The 18,594-nt window shown below is 32.1% G+C and carries 19 protein-coding genes and 2 pseudogenes; 3 read left to right on the top strand and 18 right to left on the bottom strand.

Going from position 1 to position 18,594, the window contains the following annotated elements:
• Positions 1 to 597 precede the first annotated feature (597 nt).
• Together AC1Q51_RS05020 and AC1Q51_RS05015 are read right to left on the bottom strand one after the other, a co-directional pair.
• Positions 598 to 690, bottom strand: a pseudogene (locus AC1Q51_RS05020) (RidA family protein); the annotation flags it as partial.
• Positions 691 to 702: 12 nt separating this feature from the next.
• Positions 703 to 1,698, bottom strand: a complete 996-nt coding sequence (locus AC1Q51_RS05015; RefSeq protein WP_492331407.1) for an LAGLIDADG family homing endonuclease — start codon at positions 1,696 to 1,698, stop codon at positions 703 to 705.
• Between the two features lie 296 nt (positions 1,699 to 1,994).
• On the opposite strand from AC1Q51_RS05015, the gene AC1Q51_RS05010 reads away from it, so the two are divergent.
• Positions 1,995 to 2,957 carry an MBL fold metallo-hydrolase gene (locus tag AC1Q51_RS05010; protein ID WP_098235438.1) on the top strand — a complete coding sequence of 321 codons (963 nt, stop codon included), beginning with the start codon at positions 1,995 to 1,997 and terminating at the stop codon, positions 2,955 to 2,957.
• Between the two features lie 61 nt (positions 2,958 to 3,018).
• Here AC1Q51_RS05010 and AC1Q51_RS05005 read toward each other — a convergent pair whose 3' ends face one another.
• From AC1Q51_RS05005 to AC1Q51_RS04940, 14 genes and pseudogenes are all read right to left on the bottom strand, one after another.
• The gene (locus AC1Q51_RS05005) at positions 3,019 to 3,942 is read right to left on the bottom strand and encodes a hypothetical protein (RefSeq protein WP_098235439.1); all 924 of its coding nucleotides are present in this window, start codon (positions 3,940 to 3,942) and stop codon (positions 3,019 to 3,021) included.
• 222 nt (positions 3,943 to 4,164) lie between these two features.
• A complete protein-coding gene (gene dnaN, locus AC1Q51_RS05000; protein ID WP_492331406.1) occupies positions 4,165 to 5,295 on the bottom strand; it encodes a DNA polymerase III subunit beta in 1,131 nt (376 codons plus the stop codon).
• Positions 5,296 to 5,325: 30 nt separating this feature from the next.
• On the bottom strand, positions 5,326 to 5,769 hold the full coding sequence (locus tag AC1Q51_RS04995) for an NUDIX hydrolase (RefSeq protein WP_492331405.1): 444 nt from the start codon (positions 5,767 to 5,769) through the stop codon (positions 5,326 to 5,328).
• Positions 5,770 to 6,047: 278 nt separating this feature from the next.
• Entirely contained in the window at positions 6,048 to 6,473 is a 426-nt protein-coding gene (locus tag AC1Q51_RS04990) for a GNAT family N-acetyltransferase (protein ID WP_098289742.1), read from the bottom strand.
• A 130-nt stretch (positions 6,474 to 6,603) separates the two neighbouring features.
• Positions 6,604 to 7,812, bottom strand: coding sequence for an L-lactate MFS transporter (locus AC1Q51_RS04985; RefSeq protein WP_098235440.1), 1,209 nt, complete (start codon positions 7,810 to 7,812; stop codon positions 6,604 to 6,606).
• 279 nt (positions 7,813 to 8,091) lie between these two features.
• On the bottom strand, positions 8,092 to 8,235 hold the full coding sequence (locus AC1Q51_RS04980; RefSeq protein ID WP_000653680.1) for a hypothetical protein: 144 nt from the start codon (positions 8,233 to 8,235) through the stop codon (positions 8,092 to 8,094).
• 31 nt (positions 8,236 to 8,266) lie between these two features.
• Positions 8,267 to 9,284: pseudogene (locus tag AC1Q51_RS04975) on the bottom strand (serine hydrolase domain-containing protein).
• Positions 9,285 to 9,385: 101 nt separating this feature from the next.
• Entirely contained in the window at positions 9,386 to 9,652 is a 267-nt protein-coding gene (locus AC1Q51_RS04970) for a heterocycloanthracin/sonorensin family bacteriocin (protein ID WP_001071389.1), read from the bottom strand.
• 199 nt (positions 9,653 to 9,851) lie between these two features.
• On the bottom strand, positions 9,852 to 10,298 hold the full coding sequence (locus AC1Q51_RS04965; protein WP_492331404.1) for an NUDIX domain-containing protein: 447 nt from the start codon (positions 10,296 to 10,298) through the stop codon (positions 9,852 to 9,854).
• 16 nt (positions 10,299 to 10,314) lie between these two features.
• A complete protein-coding gene (gene cutA, locus AC1Q51_RS04960) occupies positions 10,315 to 10,662 on the bottom strand; it encodes a divalent cation tolerance protein CutA (RefSeq protein WP_001160791.1) in 348 nt (115 codons plus the stop codon).
• Between the two features lie 30 nt (positions 10,663 to 10,692).
• Positions 10,693 to 11,151, bottom strand: coding sequence for a GNAT family N-acetyltransferase (locus tag AC1Q51_RS04955; RefSeq protein ID WP_090977909.1), 459 nt, complete (start codon positions 11,149 to 11,151; stop codon positions 10,693 to 10,695).
• A 76-nt stretch (positions 11,152 to 11,227) separates the two neighbouring features.
• Positions 11,228 to 12,151, bottom strand: a complete 924-nt coding sequence (locus AC1Q51_RS04950) for a nucleoside hydrolase (RefSeq protein ID WP_090977911.1) — start codon at positions 12,149 to 12,151, stop codon at positions 11,228 to 11,230.
• Between the two features lie 162 nt (positions 12,152 to 12,313).
• Positions 12,314 to 13,675 (bottom strand): family 8 glycosyl hydrolase, encoded by a 1,362-nt coding sequence (locus AC1Q51_RS04945; RefSeq protein ID WP_097987280.1) that lies wholly within the window; start codon positions 13,673 to 13,675, stop codon positions 12,314 to 12,316.
• A gap of 138 nt (positions 13,676 to 13,813) precedes the next feature.
• Entirely contained in the window at positions 13,814 to 14,728 is a 915-nt protein-coding gene (locus AC1Q51_RS04940) for a DMT family transporter (RefSeq protein ID WP_061660861.1), read from the bottom strand.
• Between the two features lie 153 nt (positions 14,729 to 14,881).
• Here AC1Q51_RS04940 and norG point away from each other — a divergent pair, with 153 nt between their 5' ends.
• Positions 14,882 to 16,315: an efflux pump transcription regulator NorG gene (gene norG / locus AC1Q51_RS04935; RefSeq protein WP_061660860.1), complete on the top strand. Its 1,434-nt coding sequence runs from the start codon at positions 14,882 to 14,884 to the stop codon at positions 16,313 to 16,315.
• 46 nt (positions 16,316 to 16,361) lie between these two features.
• Here norG and AC1Q51_RS04930 read toward each other — a convergent pair whose 3' ends face one another.
• Complete coding sequence (locus tag AC1Q51_RS04930; protein WP_000495197.1) at positions 16,362 to 16,892, bottom strand: DUF4269 domain-containing protein; 531 nt, start codon at positions 16,890 to 16,892, stop codon at positions 16,362 to 16,364.
• A 166-nt stretch (positions 16,893 to 17,058) separates the two neighbouring features.
• On the opposite strand from AC1Q51_RS04930, the gene AC1Q51_RS04925 reads away from it, so the two are divergent.
• Positions 17,059 to 17,520 carry a DUF2306 domain-containing protein gene (locus tag AC1Q51_RS04925; RefSeq protein ID WP_053564312.1) on the top strand — a complete coding sequence of 154 codons (462 nt, stop codon included), beginning with the start codon at positions 17,059 to 17,061 and terminating at the stop codon, positions 17,518 to 17,520.
• Between the two features lie 133 nt (positions 17,521 to 17,653).
• On the opposite strand, the gene AC1Q51_RS04920 is transcribed toward AC1Q51_RS04925, so the two are convergent.
• Complete coding sequence (locus AC1Q51_RS04920; protein WP_065228924.1) at positions 17,654 to 18,499, bottom strand: SH3 domain-containing protein; 846 nt, start codon at positions 18,497 to 18,499, stop codon at positions 17,654 to 17,656.
• Positions 18,500 to 18,594: the final 95 nt, after the last annotated feature.

Here is an 18,594-nt window from a genome sequence, read left to right as displayed (position 1 = left end):
ATAACAGAAATAACAACAAATAATGTAAAGTTGTAAAACATGTGCAAATAGCAATAAATTCATTAAGTAAAACATAAAATAAAATTACTAATTTATATTTTGTATAGAAATAATTTTTCTGTATAAAAATTTCTTGCCAATCAAAAATGTTTTTAATTCGTTAAATCTTAAGCGATTATTGATTAAGATTTGCTGTGATGAATTTATAACAAATAAAAACGATAAAAGCTGAAGAAATTTGTTTAGATAAGATTTCATGTGAATTTCACTAAAAATCTCTGTTTCGTCTCATTAAGTATAGTTTACTTGGTTTTTGATACCTGATATTACTTTGTTTCTATAACTGCCTATAATATATATTATGTTAACTAACTTTAAATAACAAACTTATTATATGTAAGTTTGTTTTTGTGATTAGCCTCCCCTCGTTCTTTTTAATCATTCTGTTTGATGGATTGTTTAGTTGTTTGTTTTATAAGTTGTTGATGAAAATGTCTCCAGATATAAATTATATTTAAGACAATAAAAAATGCAATTCGTTTTAACTGAACGCATTAACCGAATTGCATGGATATGATTCATAATAAGTTTTTAAAATTAGTTTGCTACAGCAATTGCTTCGATTTCAATTAAAAAGTTATCGTTAATTAACTTTCTAACTTCTACAGCTGAACTTGCTGGTGGATTTTTAGGATTTTATATTTAGTTATCTCTAGTGGACATTGTTAAATTAATCTTTTCATAATCTCTTTTAAATTGATTATCATTTTTTAGCCAACGTTTGAAAGCCGATTCGCTTATTTCTAAATTTGAACAAGTTGTAGTATTACATTTATTTTTCATATATTCTTCAAGGAAATTTTGTTTTCTTTGTTTAACGGCAGTTTGAGTTTGTTTTAATTTTCGATCTTGTAATTGATCTAAACTCAGACTTTCTTTCTGAAACACTTCATATTTTCTATGCAAATAAATATCTTTGTCTTTATAAATCCAATTTGAAAATAGTTGTATTGATTTTCTTCCAGATAAAATAACGCGATAATGTTTGTTTTGATTTAGTAAATCGGCTCGTAAATTGCGATTTTGAAGAATTTGATGTAAAGAATTCATAAAGTTATATGATCCACCTACGAAATTAACTGTATAAGTTTCATACTTGACGTAACCATCCCCATCAAAATACCCACGAACAAAATGATGCAAATATTCTTCTGGTACAAAAGGAAATTCGATGTTAAATGATTTACATGGCATAATTCCGTGTATGTTCATAAGGTCGTCTTTTATTGTTTTGCTATTAATATTTAGCATATATACGCCTGTTTTTTTGTTTTGATAAAGTGGCTGGTTTGTTTTTAGTTCTTTTTTTATATCTTCTAAAATATAACTTTCTTTTTGAGATATACTGACACATTGATTTTCCTTCTGTATAACACCATCTGCTGCTATAAACCCTAAAATATAAGCCATATTGTTTGACCACGTTTTAAAATAATCTTCTGTTATGTCATACTTTCTCTTCCAACTCCCTATAGCGCGCCTTGGTACGTTATTGTCTGATAAAACCATACGAATATACCTTGCAGACACATTAGCAAGCATAGCGATTTCTGAGGTGCTCTTCCCTTCAGTATACAAATGCATGATTTCAGATTTTGATAGTTTACATTTTGATTTCTTTTTTCGTTCTATGTGCACTTACATCCTCTCCTTCCTTTCTTTTATTAGAGACATATTTTCTTCTATAACATACAACGGAACGTATGTTCTTTGTTGCGTATAAGAAGGAATTTACTAAATAAAAACAATTTACATGTACTTAATATTTGTCTTAGCTGCTGCTGTGCGATTTGTACTTTATAGATACAAATAATGAATTTGACGGATTTATGAAATACAAGGCATTTTAGATGAAAGGTAAAATAATATAGTTTAAACTACAAATAGCTACAATAACAACATACGTAAATTGTTAATCGTAAAAAGGAGAACGAATGAATAAGAAATATACAAATCAAATTCATACTGATATGAGTTTTAAACCGAAAGATATTATAAGTTTAATGACGGATTACTTTAAAATAAAATCAAAGCTGCGTCCTATAAAGGATTTGCCTATCGTTTTATCAAATAAAGATAATGAACCGTTAGAGAGTGTTACATGGTTTGGCCATTCTGCTTCTCTTTTGAAAATAGAAGGTAAAAAACTGTTATTAGACCCTATGTTTGGAGATGCCTCTTCCCCATTTCCTTTGTTTAATAGTAAACGCTATAGTGGTACTTTTTCTTTAGAACGTGATGACCTTCAAGAAATTGATGCGATTATCATTTCTCATAATCACTATGATCATTTGAATTACAAAAGTATTATGCAGTTAAAAGATCGCGCAAAGCACTTTTATGTTCCAACTGGAGTTGCACAATATCTTATTAAATGGGGTGTTTCGCCTAGTAAAATTAGTGAACATAATTGGTGGGACGAAATTACGTTTGATAATATTAAGTTAGTATGTGCGCCTGCAAGGCATTTCTCGGGACGTGGTATGACAGATAGAGATCGTTCATTATGGTGTTCATGGCTTATTCTTGGTCAAGAGACTAAAATTTTCTTTAGTGGTGATAGCGGTTATGCCCCTCACTTTAAGGAAATTGGTGATAAATACGGTCCATTCGATCTTACATTAATGGAATGCGGGCAATATGATCCGAGGTGGTCTGCTATTCATATGTTGCCTGAAGAAACGGTACAAGCTCATATTGATGTTAAAGGAGAATTACTTCTTCCAATTCATTGGGGTGCTTTTACGTTAGCATTACACGAATGGAGTGACCCGATAGAACGTGTTACGAAAGAAGCCAACCGTTTAGGTGTTAAAATTACAACGCCTCAAATTGGTGAATCTATTACGTTAAAATCTACAAACTATCCTTCAACAGCTTGGTGGAGAGAAATTTAATTATAAATAGAAAAAGAGCGAACTCTCTTATAAGGAATTCGCTCTTTTTCTGTATTTAAACTTATTTCACTATATTTGATTTCCCACTATCTAAAATTCTATTTGCTGGTACACTGAACATTTCAATCACTGTATTCATACTTTTATCAGTTAGTTCAATGAGTTCGTTTTCATGTTTTATTTTATTTAAATCCCACACCATCCCATGAAATTCATTATACTGACCACTTACTTTTATAATGCTTTTTGTTTTATTTGAAGGCTGTATTTGAAGATTTGTAAATTGATTCCCACTAATTTCATTTGGCGTAGTTACTTGACTATCCATATAAATCATATTCACACAGTCTTCTAAAGAAAAGTTCATAAAACGATTAGCATTTATCCAAGCTTGTCCGGTGCTCGGTTTTTTTGCTACTAATTTTAGTCCGGTTTCCATTCCTACAATTTTAATGTTTTCGAAGTTAACAAACGAAATTTCATTTTCTTTTCCAGCAGAGTATAAAGAAATTCCGGTACCTTTATTCGTTTCCGTCCAATTAATAATATTTATATCTTTTATTTGCGTTTTGTTCCAAGTGTTATAATATTTATTTTTACCTTCTAAATAAATAACTTCAGAGTTAAATTTAGGATCGTTAATAGCTATATACGCTCCTTCAATGGATGCGTTTTTCTCTAGTTCTAGAACTCTAAAGTTTCCCTCAACCACAAATTGTGATCCATAACCAAATAATAATTTCACACCTTTTTTAACAGTGATTGGTGACGTGATTTTATACTTTTTATCATCAAGCAATACGGTTTTTATTTTACTAGACGCTGCTTTATTAATAGCAGATTGTATTTTTATTGAATCATTTGCCCCTTTAAAGTCTTCTACATACAAGTTAGTACTTTTAGCTGCATAGTCTTTTTTGTTGTATTGATAAAAAGCAAAAATAATTAAAACTATACCAATGAGTAAAACAATTACTTTCTTCATCGTACTCACCCCATATCGATTAATCTATGCTTTTATATTTAGGTTATTATTATTTTGCTTTGTATTTCAGATTACCATTGCTGCTTTGTCTATGATTGAATTATATTATGTAGGATTTAGTAAACTGTTTGCTTTACTAATACATCATTCTTATAATGTATTAATTTATGATTTCATAAAACAAAAGTCTGCTTGTACATAATGTAATCCCTTCCTCTATCCCTAATAAGCTCTTACTGGTGATATAAGATGTACTGCTGCAGATTGCTCTCCTGCTTCAATCAATATCGGTCTCATAGAACCGCCAAAGCTTAAAGTAATCGTTTCTTCTTTTATTGCTCTTAAAGCATCAACCATAAAACGCCCATCGAAAGATATATTTAATTGTTTTTCACCTTGAATCGCATCTATTTGTTGCGTTTCGGATATTTGCCCAATTTGAGAAGCGTTTGAAGAAATTTTAATTGTAGATTCGTTTATGATTTCTAAGTTAACATTGTTATTGGCCCATTCACTTGCTAATAAACTTGATCGGTCTACACCTTGTAATATCTTTTTTCTATCTATGTTAATAATCGTTTTAAAGTCATTTGGAATAAGGTTAGAAATATTAGGATATTTCCCTTCAATTAGTCTTGAATATAATGTAGTTGTTCCAAACGTAAATATAATATGACTCTCTGAAAGGTAGATATATACGAATTCCGAATTGCTGTTCATTAATTTTTGAAGTTCACTAATGGTTGCGCTTGGTACAATACAATTTGCTTTTACATCTGAGGAAAGCAATGTTTCACGTATCGCTAGTCTATGTGAGTCAGTTGCAGCACAAATAAACTTATTATTAGATAACTCTATATGCACCCCAGTAAGAACAGGTCTAGATTCATTTTTCGCTACCGCAAAGACTGTTTGTTTAAATACTTCAATCAATTGCTCTGTCTCTACTTTGATTTCTGCATGATTGTCTATAAGCGGTACATTCGGAAACTCATCTGCAGGAAATCCATTTAAACTTAATGTGATTTCTTCTGATTGTATCGTAATTAATTGCTCATTCTTACTTTTTATTGCTATATCACTTGGCATTTTCTTTATTATTTCAATGAAATACTTTGCAGGTACAACAATAGTTCCTGCCTTTAAAATAGTTGCAATCTTTTCGTCTTCAATTGAAACAGGAATGAATTTTTCGATAAAAATATTCGAGTTACTTGCAATTAAAGTAATTCCAGATTGATCTGCAGTTATTTTTATACCAGATAATATAGGAATTAAAGATTTTGTTGATATCGCTTTGTTAACTTCTGAAAGTGCTTGAGTAAATTGTTTGTGATTAACGATGAACTCCATGTTTTCCCCACCTTACATGAGATAATATTTTTATGAAGATTGATGAACGATTGTTCCGTTAAAAAAGTACGGTACTGTTTCTTTCCTTTGTAATAAATCTAGTAAATGTTCTGGTATGCGTAAATATGGAGCTGCTATATGTAATTCCATCCAAGTAATCTCTTCGATTTCTTTTGGTCTTGTTATATATGTCTCCCCGCCAATTATTTCGCCTAGAAAATTAAAGAAAATTGCATGATGATCTCTTTCCTCGAAAAAGGCTTCGCTGATAGAACAAATCCCTTTTACGTTTATATGTAACCCTGTTTCTTCTTTTACTTCTCGAATTACTGCTTCTTCTAACGTTTCTCCTAATTTAACTGCGCCACCTGGTAATGTATAATAAGAACCATTTTCCCCTTTGTTTTTTACCATTAAGATCTTTTCGTTTGTTTTATCGTATAAAAGTGCATATGTAACATTTACTTTTTTCATATGTACCTCCTCTATTTTTAATAAAAGGAATTTTCTGTCTTTTATTCATTTTACCATTAACTCCTTTTAATATATATAAGTTAGTTAAGTCTTGCCTTTACCAGTATTGGTGGAATTAATAAGAATAGGCTACTGATATAAAAAAGAACGTACCTTAGGAAGATTATCCAAAGTACGTTCTTGCAGTTTTAGAATAAAAATTGATTCAATTAATACTGAAATTAATAATAACCTCGCCCTTATTGCATGTGTATTCCAAATACTAATGTTAACAAATTCTATATACTTTTTAGCCGTTTTTCTAAATAATAATGATTATGTCCTTTCGGATGATCTTCACTTACTCCGATTACTTTATATCCATGCTTCTTATAAAAATCAGGTGCCTGAAAACTAAAAGTATCTAAATTGATTAACCTGCACTCTTTTTCAATTGCAAACTCTTCAATAAGTTTTATTAACTTGGTTCCGTAACCTTCATGTCTATATTCTTCAGAAACCCATAGAAAGTCAACGTGTATATGGTGCCAAAAAGTTATCGCTGTTACCCCGCCTACGATTTCTTCTTTTTCATCTCTTACTATGAAACTAACCTTTTCTGAAGGTGTTTTTTCTTCATCTGCGAGATATTTTTGATTATATTCAATTACTTTCTCTCTTATGTAATCACTATCTTCTTGTACCCACTGCTGTACTATTTTCATTTTAAGTGTCACGCTCCTTTTTACTTATCTATTCAATTTTAAAATGATATTGTCCTGTCTTTAATGAGTTGGTAAAGAAGCAAAGTTAATGGAATAAAAAAGAGCCCTAGTATGAGGACTCTTTTTAAAATTAAGCTACTTTCCGATGTAAATGTTTTAGTTCCTTTTTCTTTTCTACATTTGGTGGACGGATTAATATTGAAATAATGAAGGAAATAACACTTAAAACACCAATTATAATGAAAGTTGGTTGAAATCCTCCAAGTATCGCTCCAATGAATGATCCTGCAAGCGCACCAAATCCGAAACCTTGGTAGACAATCCCGTAATTTGTACTATGGTTTTTTAATCCAAAGAAATCTCCGACAATAGCTGGGAATATAGTTATATTACCGCCGAAGCAAAAGGCGACACTTGCTACACAAGCAAAATAGATTCCGTAATTTAGCGGAATAAAACTTAAAGTAAAGACTGACAATCCTATAATAATAAATGTTGCAGAGACAATTTTCATTCGGCCGATTTTATCTGATAACGTCCCAAGAATGATTCTACCTACTGTATTAAAGATTGCAATCATAGCAACGGCGTTTGCAGCAGTTGCTGCGCTAAGTCCAACGAGTTGTACGCCGATATCTTTTACCATACTGATTAAATACAAACCACCCATACACGAGGTGAATAACATAAAAAATAGCAGATATACTTGTTTCGTTCGCATCATTTCACGCGGAGTATAGTCATTGTGTAATGTTTCAGTTACAGAATTACTTACAATTGCCTCACGTAAGAAGAACGATCCGATTAACACTAAAAGTAACACGATAATACCCCAATATAAGAATGCTTGTGATACACCAAGGTTATCGATAAGATTTCCGTTTATATATCTAAAGATTAAGCTGCCCATTCCATACGCTGATACAGATATACCTGAAATAAGCCCTTTCCGATTTGGAAACCATTTAATTAAATTAGATAGTGATGTAATATAAGCTGTTCCATCCGCATAACCAACAACGACACCAGCTAATAAATATAATAGTGGTAAGGAAGAAACTTGTGAACTAAGTATTAAGCCGAGTCCTAAAACAATTCCTGCAGTAGCAATAAGTTTCCGAAGGCCTAATTTTTTCTGCAACTTTGCTGCAAATAAAGTTGAGAATGATAAAGAAAAACTAGTTATGGAGAAAGTTATCGCTACTGAATTAAGATTCCATCCAAACTTACTTACAAGGGGTTGATTAAATAAACTCCATGTATAAATTGTTCCAAGGCCAATTTGAACAATGATTGTACCTAGAACAATTAGTAACGGATTTATAGAAGTTTGTTTCATACTAACTGTCCCCTTCTTTTATCTTGACATGAATTTTCACAGTTAGTATATCCATCATAAATTGCAAGATACTGTACGGAAAATGGTAATTAAGTTCATATACACAAAAAGACACTTCATAAAGAAGTGCCTTTTGCAGGTTATATCAGATATTTCTAAAGAAAGCTTTGTTAAGATAAGACATTTTCAAATGCTTATGTATATATGTTATCAAATAATTTCTTAAATGTTATGAGACTTAAGACGTATTTTTCATTCATCATATAGTCGGATGAAAAATTAATATTCGATTTCATCAAAATCTTTCGGCTGCGGTACAGTTTGCATATTAGCTGCATCTTTAGGATCGCTATAAATTGCATTTTGCTCTGTATTTACATCTTTTATATTTTGCTTTTTATTTTTGTTCACTTTATCTTTCATTTTCAATCACTCCTTTTTGTTATAGGAGTAATTATGCCCTATTACCGTTACTAAATGTATCAGCGACTAAATTACTAAATTCACGTAAATAATATAAGTAATTATCACCACCGTAGTTATATCTTTTATTATACATTTTTGCAACAACTACATTATATTCAGGTATTACTAAAATAGTCGGTCCAGTAATCCCTAATATTTGATACGACCCTTTTGGAATACGTTCACCAAGTTCGCTTAATTGTGCAGGTTCATTTTGGATGAACCAAAACACCCCATTTTGTGGTAGCTCTTTGTTTATAAATGTTGGGCTCTGCAAACTCGTAGCGATTTTTATAACTTCTTTTGGAACAATTTGTTTATCATCTATCATACCTTGATTTAAATGAAGATTACCCCACTGCGCAAATTCTCTAGCTGAGACAAATAAATTTTTTTTCAGTACCGTCATCTACCGTACCAATTTCACTAATTGCGTCTTCATTTGGATTATTAACAACGTCAACTAAATTTTCATCTCGCTGAACTCTCCAACCTGTTTCTTGAAAATTAGCAGGTTTAAACACACGCTCCTTTAACAATTCAGGAAAACTTTTGTTATATAGCTGATAAATAAGACGTGTCATCATTCTTACATTAATATCTCTATACGCCCATGATTGTCCCGGTGCAAATTCACGAAAAATTGTCCTGTCATTCGTTTCTTCTAATCCGTGCGAATATGTTACTAAATGTCTTATCGTCGTTTTACTAAGCAATGCAGGATCAAAGTCTTTAAAATATTTTATCGCTTCATCATCAATAGAGTTTATTTTCCCCTCATAAAGCGCATACGCTATCATTAATCCTAAATAACTTTTTCTAGCAGAAGCAACGTTAAATTGTGAAGATGCTGTTACTCTCTTGGTTGTAGATGTATTTGAGTGATAACCACTATAATGCTCTAGTACGATTTTATTATCTTTTATAATACAAAGTGCTGTAGCAGAACTATGATTTTTTTCTTTTATATCCTCTACCCAAGAAATCAACTTATCATATATATACAAATAAATCCCCCTTAATACACATCAAAATTACAGCATGAAAGAAAAGTGCAAAATAGTTTTTACACCTTTCTTTCATATAAAATAACTTGAATTTTCTATACTTAAATAATCCACCAGTTCCAGCAATTAAAGCAACTGAAACATCCTGCGCATCCTATGCATCCGCCGCAACGACCTGCACAACCACCACATCTACCGCCACATCCACCGCAACGTCCACCACAACCTCCACATCCGCCGCAACGACGTGCATCGTCTTGAATGTAATAGTATGGATATTGACTTTGTTGTTGATCCCAATACACAACATTGCCAGTTTGATAATCATTAAGGTTTAATGATTGTAGTTCTTGTTGAAACTGATTCATTATGAAACCCTCCATTTATAAATGTAAATTCCGTCCAAATATTAAAGTTAATAAATTCTTTTAAACAAAGTAGAAACAAGACTATAGACTAAATGCGTACATCAACAAAATATGAACTTACACTAGGTGATGTACCTTGTTTTTCAGCCTATTTTCTTTATATTCATTCGATGGACGTATTTACTATAAATAAAGTGATTTAAAAATTACTAATCCAACAATTTAGGAGTTCATCATTTAACTTTCTTTCTAGTAATTCCTTTACTAAAGGCATTGGCATGATTTCATAATGATTTAAAGCTTCTTTATTATAAGCTATCCAGTGAAATGCTAAATGAGACTCGCTAGATTTCGGTGTTAAGTCCGTATGTAAATCTTGTGACTCTACTTCAAAAATGTGGTTAATTTCATGATGAAGAACTTCTTTATCTTGCCATTGATTTTCTATGACGCCTAAAAATTGTTGTATACTACAGTTTACTCCAAGTTCTTCTCTTAACTCTCTTTTTAATGCATTCTCTGCTGATTCTCCAATTTCAACATGGCCACCAGGTAAAAAATAATGATGGCCGATATATTCAGCAACTAATAATTTTTCATCTTTTATCATGACTGCTCGTACAATATGATGAAATTTACTTTTCAATTGATATTCCTCCTAGTTATTTAATGTATAGTTTCTCAAAATAGTCATTTAGTATTGGTATAATATAAATCATAGGTGTTTCATACGGATGAATATCATTAATAACTTCAAGAGCATCTTTTACAAGTTCTCGTTTACACTTTATTTCAACTTTACATTCTTGTCCTTCGCATATTTGACCAATTTCTCCATTAAAAGGAGATGCCTCTTCTAAAGGTCTCCAATATCCTTTCACTGAACTATAGGAAAGACAATGGTCATATTCGCCCGTTTTACATGCTCCAATTTTATTTAATTCATCCCTTAATGTTTCAATATATTCTTCAGGAATGAACACTTCAATTTTCACTTCAGTAAATTGCATATTTCATTTCACACCTTTACTTCCTAATAGTTAAACAAATAAACGATATACTTGCTCACCATCATACTCCTGTCCTAATGATATGAAACCATATCGTTCATATAATTTCTTTGCAGAGATATTATCTTTATGTACCGTTAATCTAATTTCTTTACATGCCTTAAACGTATTTTTTATTATATTAATACTTTCTTGTAATGCTGCTTTTCCATAACCATTACCTTGTTGCGATTGATCAATAATAAATCCGTTAATCCAATACATATCCGATGTCTCTATTACAACAGCATGCATAACAAAACCAACCATAAGGTCACCATCGTATATAGCGAATGGTATGTACTCTACATTGTCACCATCTGGTTTTATATATACTTTAGCAAGTGAAACTGCTACGGATGGAACAAATTTCAACTGATTTCCTTTCACTTGTAGCTTTAATGCTTCTTCCCAATTTTCTCTCGTAACAACCTTTAACTGGACATTCAATATTGTAAGCTCCTTTATCTAGATGATGTATTTTTATATTCAACGCATTGAAATAATTCCCTTTTTCGACAGCAACTTATAACATAATTTTTATAAAATCTTGAATGAATTTTTCTGCATCTATTTCTAAAGCTATACGGGCTCCTTCAGATTTAGAGTTAGGGCGAAAATCAGCAAATGTTTGTCCTTTCGTATCTCCGTATGTATCTACATTTACTGTACGATGCACAAATTCAAAAAAACTTGGATTTACTAATCCACTTATTGCAACCACATCATGTAGCAAAGGCCCTTCCATAGATGGATTAAGTTTTTGGTATGCGGATAGATAGTAATCATACATTGGTTTCATTATCATATGAAATGGATTCTTTGTATTAGCTTGAATATAGTTAAATACATTTGGTGTTAACACAGCTTTGTTTGTTACATTTAAAGGGAATATGAATAAATTCTTTGCTTGATGGAAAACAATTTTACTTGCTATCGGATCTCCATACACGTTTGCCTCTGCTAATGGCGTAACGTTTCCTACTTCTAAAAAAACACCACCCATGAAATAGATTCCTTTTACATTTAGCATTAAATCATTCCATAAATTAAAAGCAATTGCTAACGAGGTAGATCTTCCTACATCAACAATCGTTAAATCTTTTCCGTACTTTATAAGAATCGCAGCAATACTGCCGAAATTATATATTGGAATAGATAATATATTTCCTGGAACATGGATGGGCCCTAATCCTTCTGCTCCGTGAATTTCAGGATAGTACGTAGTGATTTCTTCTGTCAGTGGTTTTGTTGCACCACTAATGACAGGAATGTCTTGTCTATTTGCTAACTGTAAAATATACGCTGCATTATGTGCAGCATGTATATGCTCAACATTTCCGTATCCAGTTACAATACCTACAATTTCAATTTCGGGATGCAGTAAACCATACATAATGGCAAATGAGTCATCAATACCTGGGTCTCCGAAAAATAATACTTTTTCCAAGAAATACTCTCCCTTCATAAAAACATAGAGTCATCAATAACTATGTATATGAAAAAAGCAAGTATATCTATGCGAATTTTAGAATGGATAATGTTTTACAAAACATTAAAAAGGAACTAGCGAATGCTAATTCCTTTCTTCAGTAACCATTCTCAAATTTAATTAATTATCGTATCCTTCATAAATTGCATCATTTATTAGATTTTGTGTTTTTTTATCATCAGGTACAGGCTTCCACCAATTTCCTGTAATAAATAACATAGTTAATAAATTATAACTATCACTAAAATAACTTTCTCTCTTATTCTTCATCCAATCCCAACCGCTATTTACCCACTTTTGATTATTGCTACTCGTTATACTTGCAGCAATAAACGGTGAAACAAATACAGCAGTTGGATAACTACCAATATTGGATCCATTTAATTGATAACCATCCACAATTTTAGAAGGATTTCCATTCGTTTTATTTTGAATCCATGAAGAGACTTTATCAGAAATGACTTTACTTCGCTTCTCGCCGTACATCGCATAGTCCATTACAATTCTTAAAGGTACTCGACTAGCATTATAATAATATGCATTTGTATATTCTGACTCATCTAAGAAGTCTTTAGGTGCAGGTTGTGGTGGGTTTTTTACAACAAAATCTGAAATAAGTCCTGTATTTGAAGAGTACTTATTACTAAATTGCGTATAAACATCGTACAAATTATTAATAACAGTAAGCCAAGTTTTATCACCTGTAAATTCATAAAATGCTCTAAGATGTGACATCATCCAATCAGATGGTCTCGTATCAAGTGAACTTTTAGAATCCCAATCTCCTAAATTTAGTCGGTTATTATTTGTAACATTACTAGCTTTAATACCTTTTGTAATCATGTCTTGTGCTTCTTTCAAATAATTAACTGTTCCATTAGATCCCCACTGCTTATGAGCAAGAAGAAGCGAATACGCAATATCTAAATCTCCATCAGTAGCAGAATCAAAATGACCTTGTGCTTTTTTACTATCTGCGACAACCCATCCCATTAAATTAGGATTTTGAGAGCTTTTAAAAGTTCTTGCTGTTTTAAATAAACCGTCATAGATTTTTTGAGCATTCGAATCATAACCAGCCATTAATACTGTAATTATCATCCCATACCCTTGACCTTCTGAAGTTCCAAGTGGCTTAAACCCATCCGCATCACCTGTAATCTCTCCTTTTACGTAATAACCACCAGGTAAAGAAGATAAATCATTTTTCAAATATTTCTTTTTCCAATTATCGTAGTAACTTCTTACAGAAGCATTTAAACTTTCCTGTGTAACATGATTCGGTTTTATAACACCTGCATAATTAACTTGCTGGGGAAATGGTTTCATTTCCTTTGCAGCAGCTACTTGTTGATTAACTACGGGAATAGAATTTTGTATTGAATTGTCCGTTACACTTGCTGCGAAACTAGAATTAGAAAAACTAGCTAGTCCGATTCCTACAATAGAAATACATGTGAAAATTTTTCTTTTTCCATTCATTATGTTGTCAGCTCCTTTTAAAATGCTTACTACATAAAATGTAACATACAATATTTAACTGAAATACAAAATATTATATTTATCAACATAAGAAAGAAACTATATAAAAAAGTATCATAAAATTATTATTGAATTACATTATACGGATTGATTATTTGCTAAATTCCTATGTTTTTCTTTTCTTAATACCGGTATATGAGCAATCACAATTCCAAGTATAGTAATTCCTCCGCCAATTATCGAAACTAAAGTTGGCACTTCTCCTAACCATATCCAAGCAATGAAACACGCAGTTATTGGCGTTAAATATAGAGAACTTGTTGCTTCAGAAGCACCAGCACGAGATATAATATAGGCCAATGCAATATACGGGAGTACTGTTGGAAAGACACCTAAATATATAACGCTCAAGTTAACTTCAAGAGGAGCTGCTAGTATTTCTTGATAAACTCCGGGTAAGAAAATAAGCATACATACAGTACTAGACAAAATTGTATATATGGTAAATGGTAAGAAGCCGTATTTTTTTAAGTAAGATGTTTGGAAAACGAAAAATAGACTTTCTGAAATCGCCGCTAATAATATAAATAATCCCCCGCTATTCAATTGAATAGCATCGCCCTGGCTAAATGAAATTAAGGCAATTCCTGCAAAACTAATTACACCACCAAGCCAACCATTTAATTTCATTTTGTCATTCAAAAAAACAGAAGCAAGAATTGCCGTCACTATTGGGGTGACTGAAATAATTAAACTTGCAGATCCAGCATTTACTGTTTTTTCGCCGTAATTTAATGCGATGTGATAAATAGCAAACCCTAAAGCACCAAATATAAAAATTGCTGGGATATCCTTTAAATCCGGTAGTCGTAGTTTGTATATAAATGAAAATAACAAAAGTATAAATGAAGCGATTAATAAGCGTAGTAAAGTAAGGTGTTCAGGCGTATAAGATTCAAGCCCCATACGAATTGCTGGAAAAGCAGTTCCCCATATAAGAATTGTAAAAGCGTGAGCACATATAATGCGTAAATCCCATTTTTTATTATGCATATTTTCTCTCCTTCTCTAAAAAACCAGCCATTTTTTAAATTACCAATTATTTCTTTTCATCATATTTAATAGTTGATACAATGTCTTCAACCAGTTATTTATCGGAAAAACCAACCACTTTGAATCTTTTAAATAAACGAAGGAGTTTTTTATATGACAACCGATAAAAAAGTACCCAAATATCGGCAGATAATAGACTATATGAAAGATAAAATCGAAAACGGAGAATGGCCAATTGGAAGTAAAATCCCTAGTCAGCGGCAGTTAGCAAAATTATTTCATGTAAATCGAAGTACTGTAATTACTGCGCTAGATGAACTTATGGCAGATGGTTTAATTCAAGGACAAATCGGAGCAGGAACAATTGTAACAAATAATACATGGTCATTATTAGCAACTAATCCCCCGCCCGATTGGAGTGAATATGTAAAGGCCGGTATTCATAAACCAAGTAAGTTAATGGTGCGAGAAATAAATGAAGCAGAAGCAAATAAAACGCTTATCCATCTTAGTAAAGGTGAACTTGCACCTCATCTTTTCCCGCTCGAAACTATGCAATCTATAATAAAAAACGTCAGTGAGGAATTAGATTATTTCGGATACGAAGAACAAAAAGGTTTTTATCCGTTACGTGAAGCAATAAGCAAATATGTAAAATCATTTGGAATACATGCATCACCGGATTCTATATTAATAGTCTCTGGTGCACTCCAAGCATTACAATTAATATCGATTGGTCTTTTACATAGAAAATCAACTGTTTTACTTGAACAACCTTCTTACTTATATTCACTTCATGTTTTTCAATCAGCAAATATAAATTTATCCGGTATATCAATGGATCATCACGGTATTTTACCTAACGACTTATTAAAACGAATTAAATATAGTCAAAAGAATAATATTTTATATTCAATCCCTTGTTTTCAAAATCCAACGGGGATATTGATGTCCAAAGAGCGAAGAAAAGAAATATTAAAAATATGTGAAAAAGAGCAATTGCCTATCATCGAGGATGATATTTACCGAGAGTTATGGCTTGATGAATCACCTCCAGCTCCTTTAAAGTCGATGGATAAACATGGACATGTATTATATATTGGTAGTCTCTCTAAAACACTTAGCCCAGGACTTAGAATTGGATGGATAATCGGACCAGAACCTGTTATTGATAGATTGTCAGATATAAAAATGCAAACAGACTATGGATCCAGCTCTTTATCTCAAAGAGTAGCTGCTGAATGGATAAATGAAGGTTTTTATGAAGAACATGTAGCAAACGTAAGAAAGCACCTGAAAGAACGAAGACAAATAATGATACGAGCTTTAAATAAATATTGTGCAGATATTGCATCATGGGATATTCCTAGTGGTGGATTTTTTATATGGCTAAAGGTTGTACATAACATTCCGATGAAAAAACTATTTTCAGAGGCACTATCAAAAGGAATTCTTTTAAATCCGGGACGTATTTATGAAGAAGAATCAGATCAGTACATTCGTTTATCATATGGATATGCTACTCCAGAACAAATGACTAACGGAATTAAATTGCTCAGTGAGTTAATTCGGAAGTTAACGGCATAAAAAAAATCCTCTTTTGTTTTTGGAGGATTTTTTTTATGTATCTTATTTACCACAATTTCATTTCCTGCCCTAATAAAATAAGTTCTTCATAAGGATCTCCGTCAATATTTAATACTTGAGCAAAAGCAGGTTCTGTTTTTAAACCTTGTTCCTTTAAGCGAATAACTTCTTCCCTTATATGGGGATGCTGCATTAATAGCATGTGTTCCACTATCATGTGTCTATATGCATTTTGATTACGCACTGGCTTCGGTTGAGCAAATAATTCAAATTCAAAACCTTCGAATTCAAAATTCACCTTTATCGATTCAGTACCTTTAATTTTTTTCTTTTTTATGTTGAACCCTCCATAAGAACCATATAAAGATCTCATTTCCTGCTCAAAAACATCAAAGTTATATACTTCCATTACAATATCTAAGTCAGATTGAGGAGTATCAATTCTTATAGGGATTGTCCCGCAAAGAACGGGATTATATAAAGCTAAATCCTCCATTATGTTTAGGCTATTCAAAACATCATATATTTTTTGTTGTTTCTCATTGCCCGATTGTAAATATGTAATAGATGTAAACATAGAAGTCTCTCCTTCATTTAACATAATAATCATCTCACTAAATATTTAAATCATTGGGTTTTGTTCTAGGAGTACCTTTATTTCAATATATTAAGCCGAACTAACTATATTTTTCAACTTTTCTCCTATACTGCAATACTATAAAAATAAAAAAGGAGGAATTATTATGAGCATTTTTAACATTCTTTTAACCATACACATCCTATTTGGAACAATATGCTTAATCACTGGTATTGTAGCGATGGTTGCCCAAAAGAAGAAAGGAAAACATACCGAATGGGGCGAAATATATCATGCATCCTATGTTGTCATTACCCTTACGGCAATAATATTATCCATTATCAACTGGGATAAAATCGCATATTTATTTTATGTAGCAATCTTCTCTTATTCATTTGCGATTTATGGATACCTTGCACGAAAAAAACGTTGGAAAAATTGGCTCCATCACCACATTAGAGGTATGCTAGGTTCTTATATTGGTGCAGTCACCGCACTTTTAGTAAATATCGGCATCCATATTCCCATTTTAAATTTACTTCCGCCAATATGGTTTTGGTTTTTACCCACCTTAATTGGTATCCCCCTCGTAGCCAGTGTATCAAAAAAATATAAAAAGCGTAGTTGAAATTAATTACATTTTGATTACTTTCTGATTATTAGAATGAAAAATTATACTCTATGTATCACGAATGATATTATGAGTGTTCGCCCTATGAATATTTAAAATAAAGAGCCGCCCAACTGGACGGCTCTTATTTTCACTTTACAAACGTAACATATTCACCAGAAACCCATTGATTTCCACCAACATTATACCAACCATCTTTATATCCAAACGATTGATATTTTTCACCTTGATACACGTTTTTCACAATGCCGTAATTTGTTCCAGGGCCGGTACGAACACGCAATACATCCGCGATTATAGTAACTACACCTACACCATCATTTGATGATTGTGAAGTTGCTGGTACATTTCCTCCCGTATAACGAATGTATGATGGATCGTTATAAACCCACTGATCGCCACCTAGATTTAACCAGCCATTTGATTGTCCAAATACTTTGTAGGACTCTCCTTTCCCTAATTGACGAATAACGCCATATCCAGTACCAGGTCCTTTTCGTAAATTTACATTACTACCGTTAATATAAGCAACCCCTACATTATCATTCGACGTGGGAGGAGTCACTACGTTTTGAGCACCTTTTCCAAAAGTATCCGTTCCATACCCTTTGTAGTTATATTGCAAATGCGGGCTATCCACAAATCCTTTCCAGTCACCGCCCCATTCGAAACCAATTTGTTTAGCATAACGAATTGCTGAAGCCCACGGTTCTTTATTATAGCCATTCCAATCTTCTGTACCATTCGACTGAATTGGAACAAAATCTAATGCCTGTCCTACTAAGTGATATGAGCGCATCGTTTGTGATGCTCCTTTACGAACATATTCACGTTGTTGCTCGACTGTACGGATTGTTTCATAAATTAATACTTCAATTCCATTGTCGATACAGTACTGATACCACTTAAAAGCTGCAGCTTTCGTATTATCCGCTAATTTATTCAGATTATTTACGTTTCTAGTTTGGTATTTCAATATGCAACATCTCCTTTTCTATTATCATATGCAAAACTCGTCTAATGGGTTGTACATATACCTAGAACGATACGAAGTACAAATATATAAGAAGC

It is taken from the genome of Bacillus sp. MT94 (assembly GCF_058792475.1).
The sequence above is the reverse complement of the archived record's forward strand: the minus strand, read 5'-3'. Positions and strand labels throughout refer to the sequence as shown.

Coding starts and splice junctions, on each gene's coding strand:
- AC1Q51_RS04990 (WP_098289742.1), bottom strand. CDS start 6,473: ATGAAAATAGTACAGCAGTGGGTACAAGAAGATAGTGATTACATAAGA.
- AC1Q51_RS04925 (WP_053564312.1), top strand. CDS start 17,059: ATGAGCATTTTTAACATTCTTTTAACCATACACATCCTATTTGGAACA.
- dnaN (WP_492331406.1), bottom strand. CDS start 5,295: ATGGAGTTCATCGTTAATCACAAACAATTTACTCAAGCACTTTCAGAA.
- norG (WP_061660860.1), top strand. CDS start 14,882: ATGACAACCGATAAAAAAGTACCCAAATATCGGCAGATAATAGACTAT.
- AC1Q51_RS04980 (WP_000653680.1), bottom strand. CDS start 8,235: ATGAAAGATAAAGTGAACAAAAATAAAAAGCAAAATATAAAAGATGTA.
- AC1Q51_RS05010 (WP_098235438.1), top strand. CDS start 1,995: ATGAATAAGAAATATACAAATCAAATTCATACTGATATGAGTTTTAAA.
- AC1Q51_RS04945 (WP_097987280.1), bottom strand. CDS start 13,675: ATGAATGGAAAAAGAAAAATTTTCACATGTATTTCTATTGTAGGAATC.
- AC1Q51_RS05005 (WP_098235439.1), bottom strand. CDS start 3,942: ATGAAGAAAGTAATTGTTTTACTCATTGGTATAGTTTTAATTATTTTT.
- AC1Q51_RS04970 (WP_001071389.1), bottom strand. CDS start 9,652: ATGAATCAGTTTCAACAAGAACTACAATCATTAAACCTTAATGATTAT.
- AC1Q51_RS04940 (WP_061660861.1), bottom strand. CDS start 14,728: ATGCATAATAAAAAATGGGATTTACGCATTATATGTGCTCACGCTTTT.
- AC1Q51_RS04995 (WP_492331405.1), bottom strand. CDS start 5,769: ATGAAAAAAGTAAATGTTACATATGCACTTTTATACGATAAAACAAAC.
- AC1Q51_RS04985 (WP_098235440.1), bottom strand. CDS start 7,812: ATGAAACAAACTTCTATAAATCCGTTACTAATTGTTCTAGGTACAATC.
- cutA (WP_001160791.1), bottom strand. CDS start 10,662: ATGCAATTTACTGAAGTGAAAATTGAAGTGTTCATTCCTGAAGAATAT.
- AC1Q51_RS04930 (WP_000495197.1), bottom strand. CDS start 16,892: ATGTTTACATCTATTACATATTTACAATCGGGCAATGAGAAACAACAA.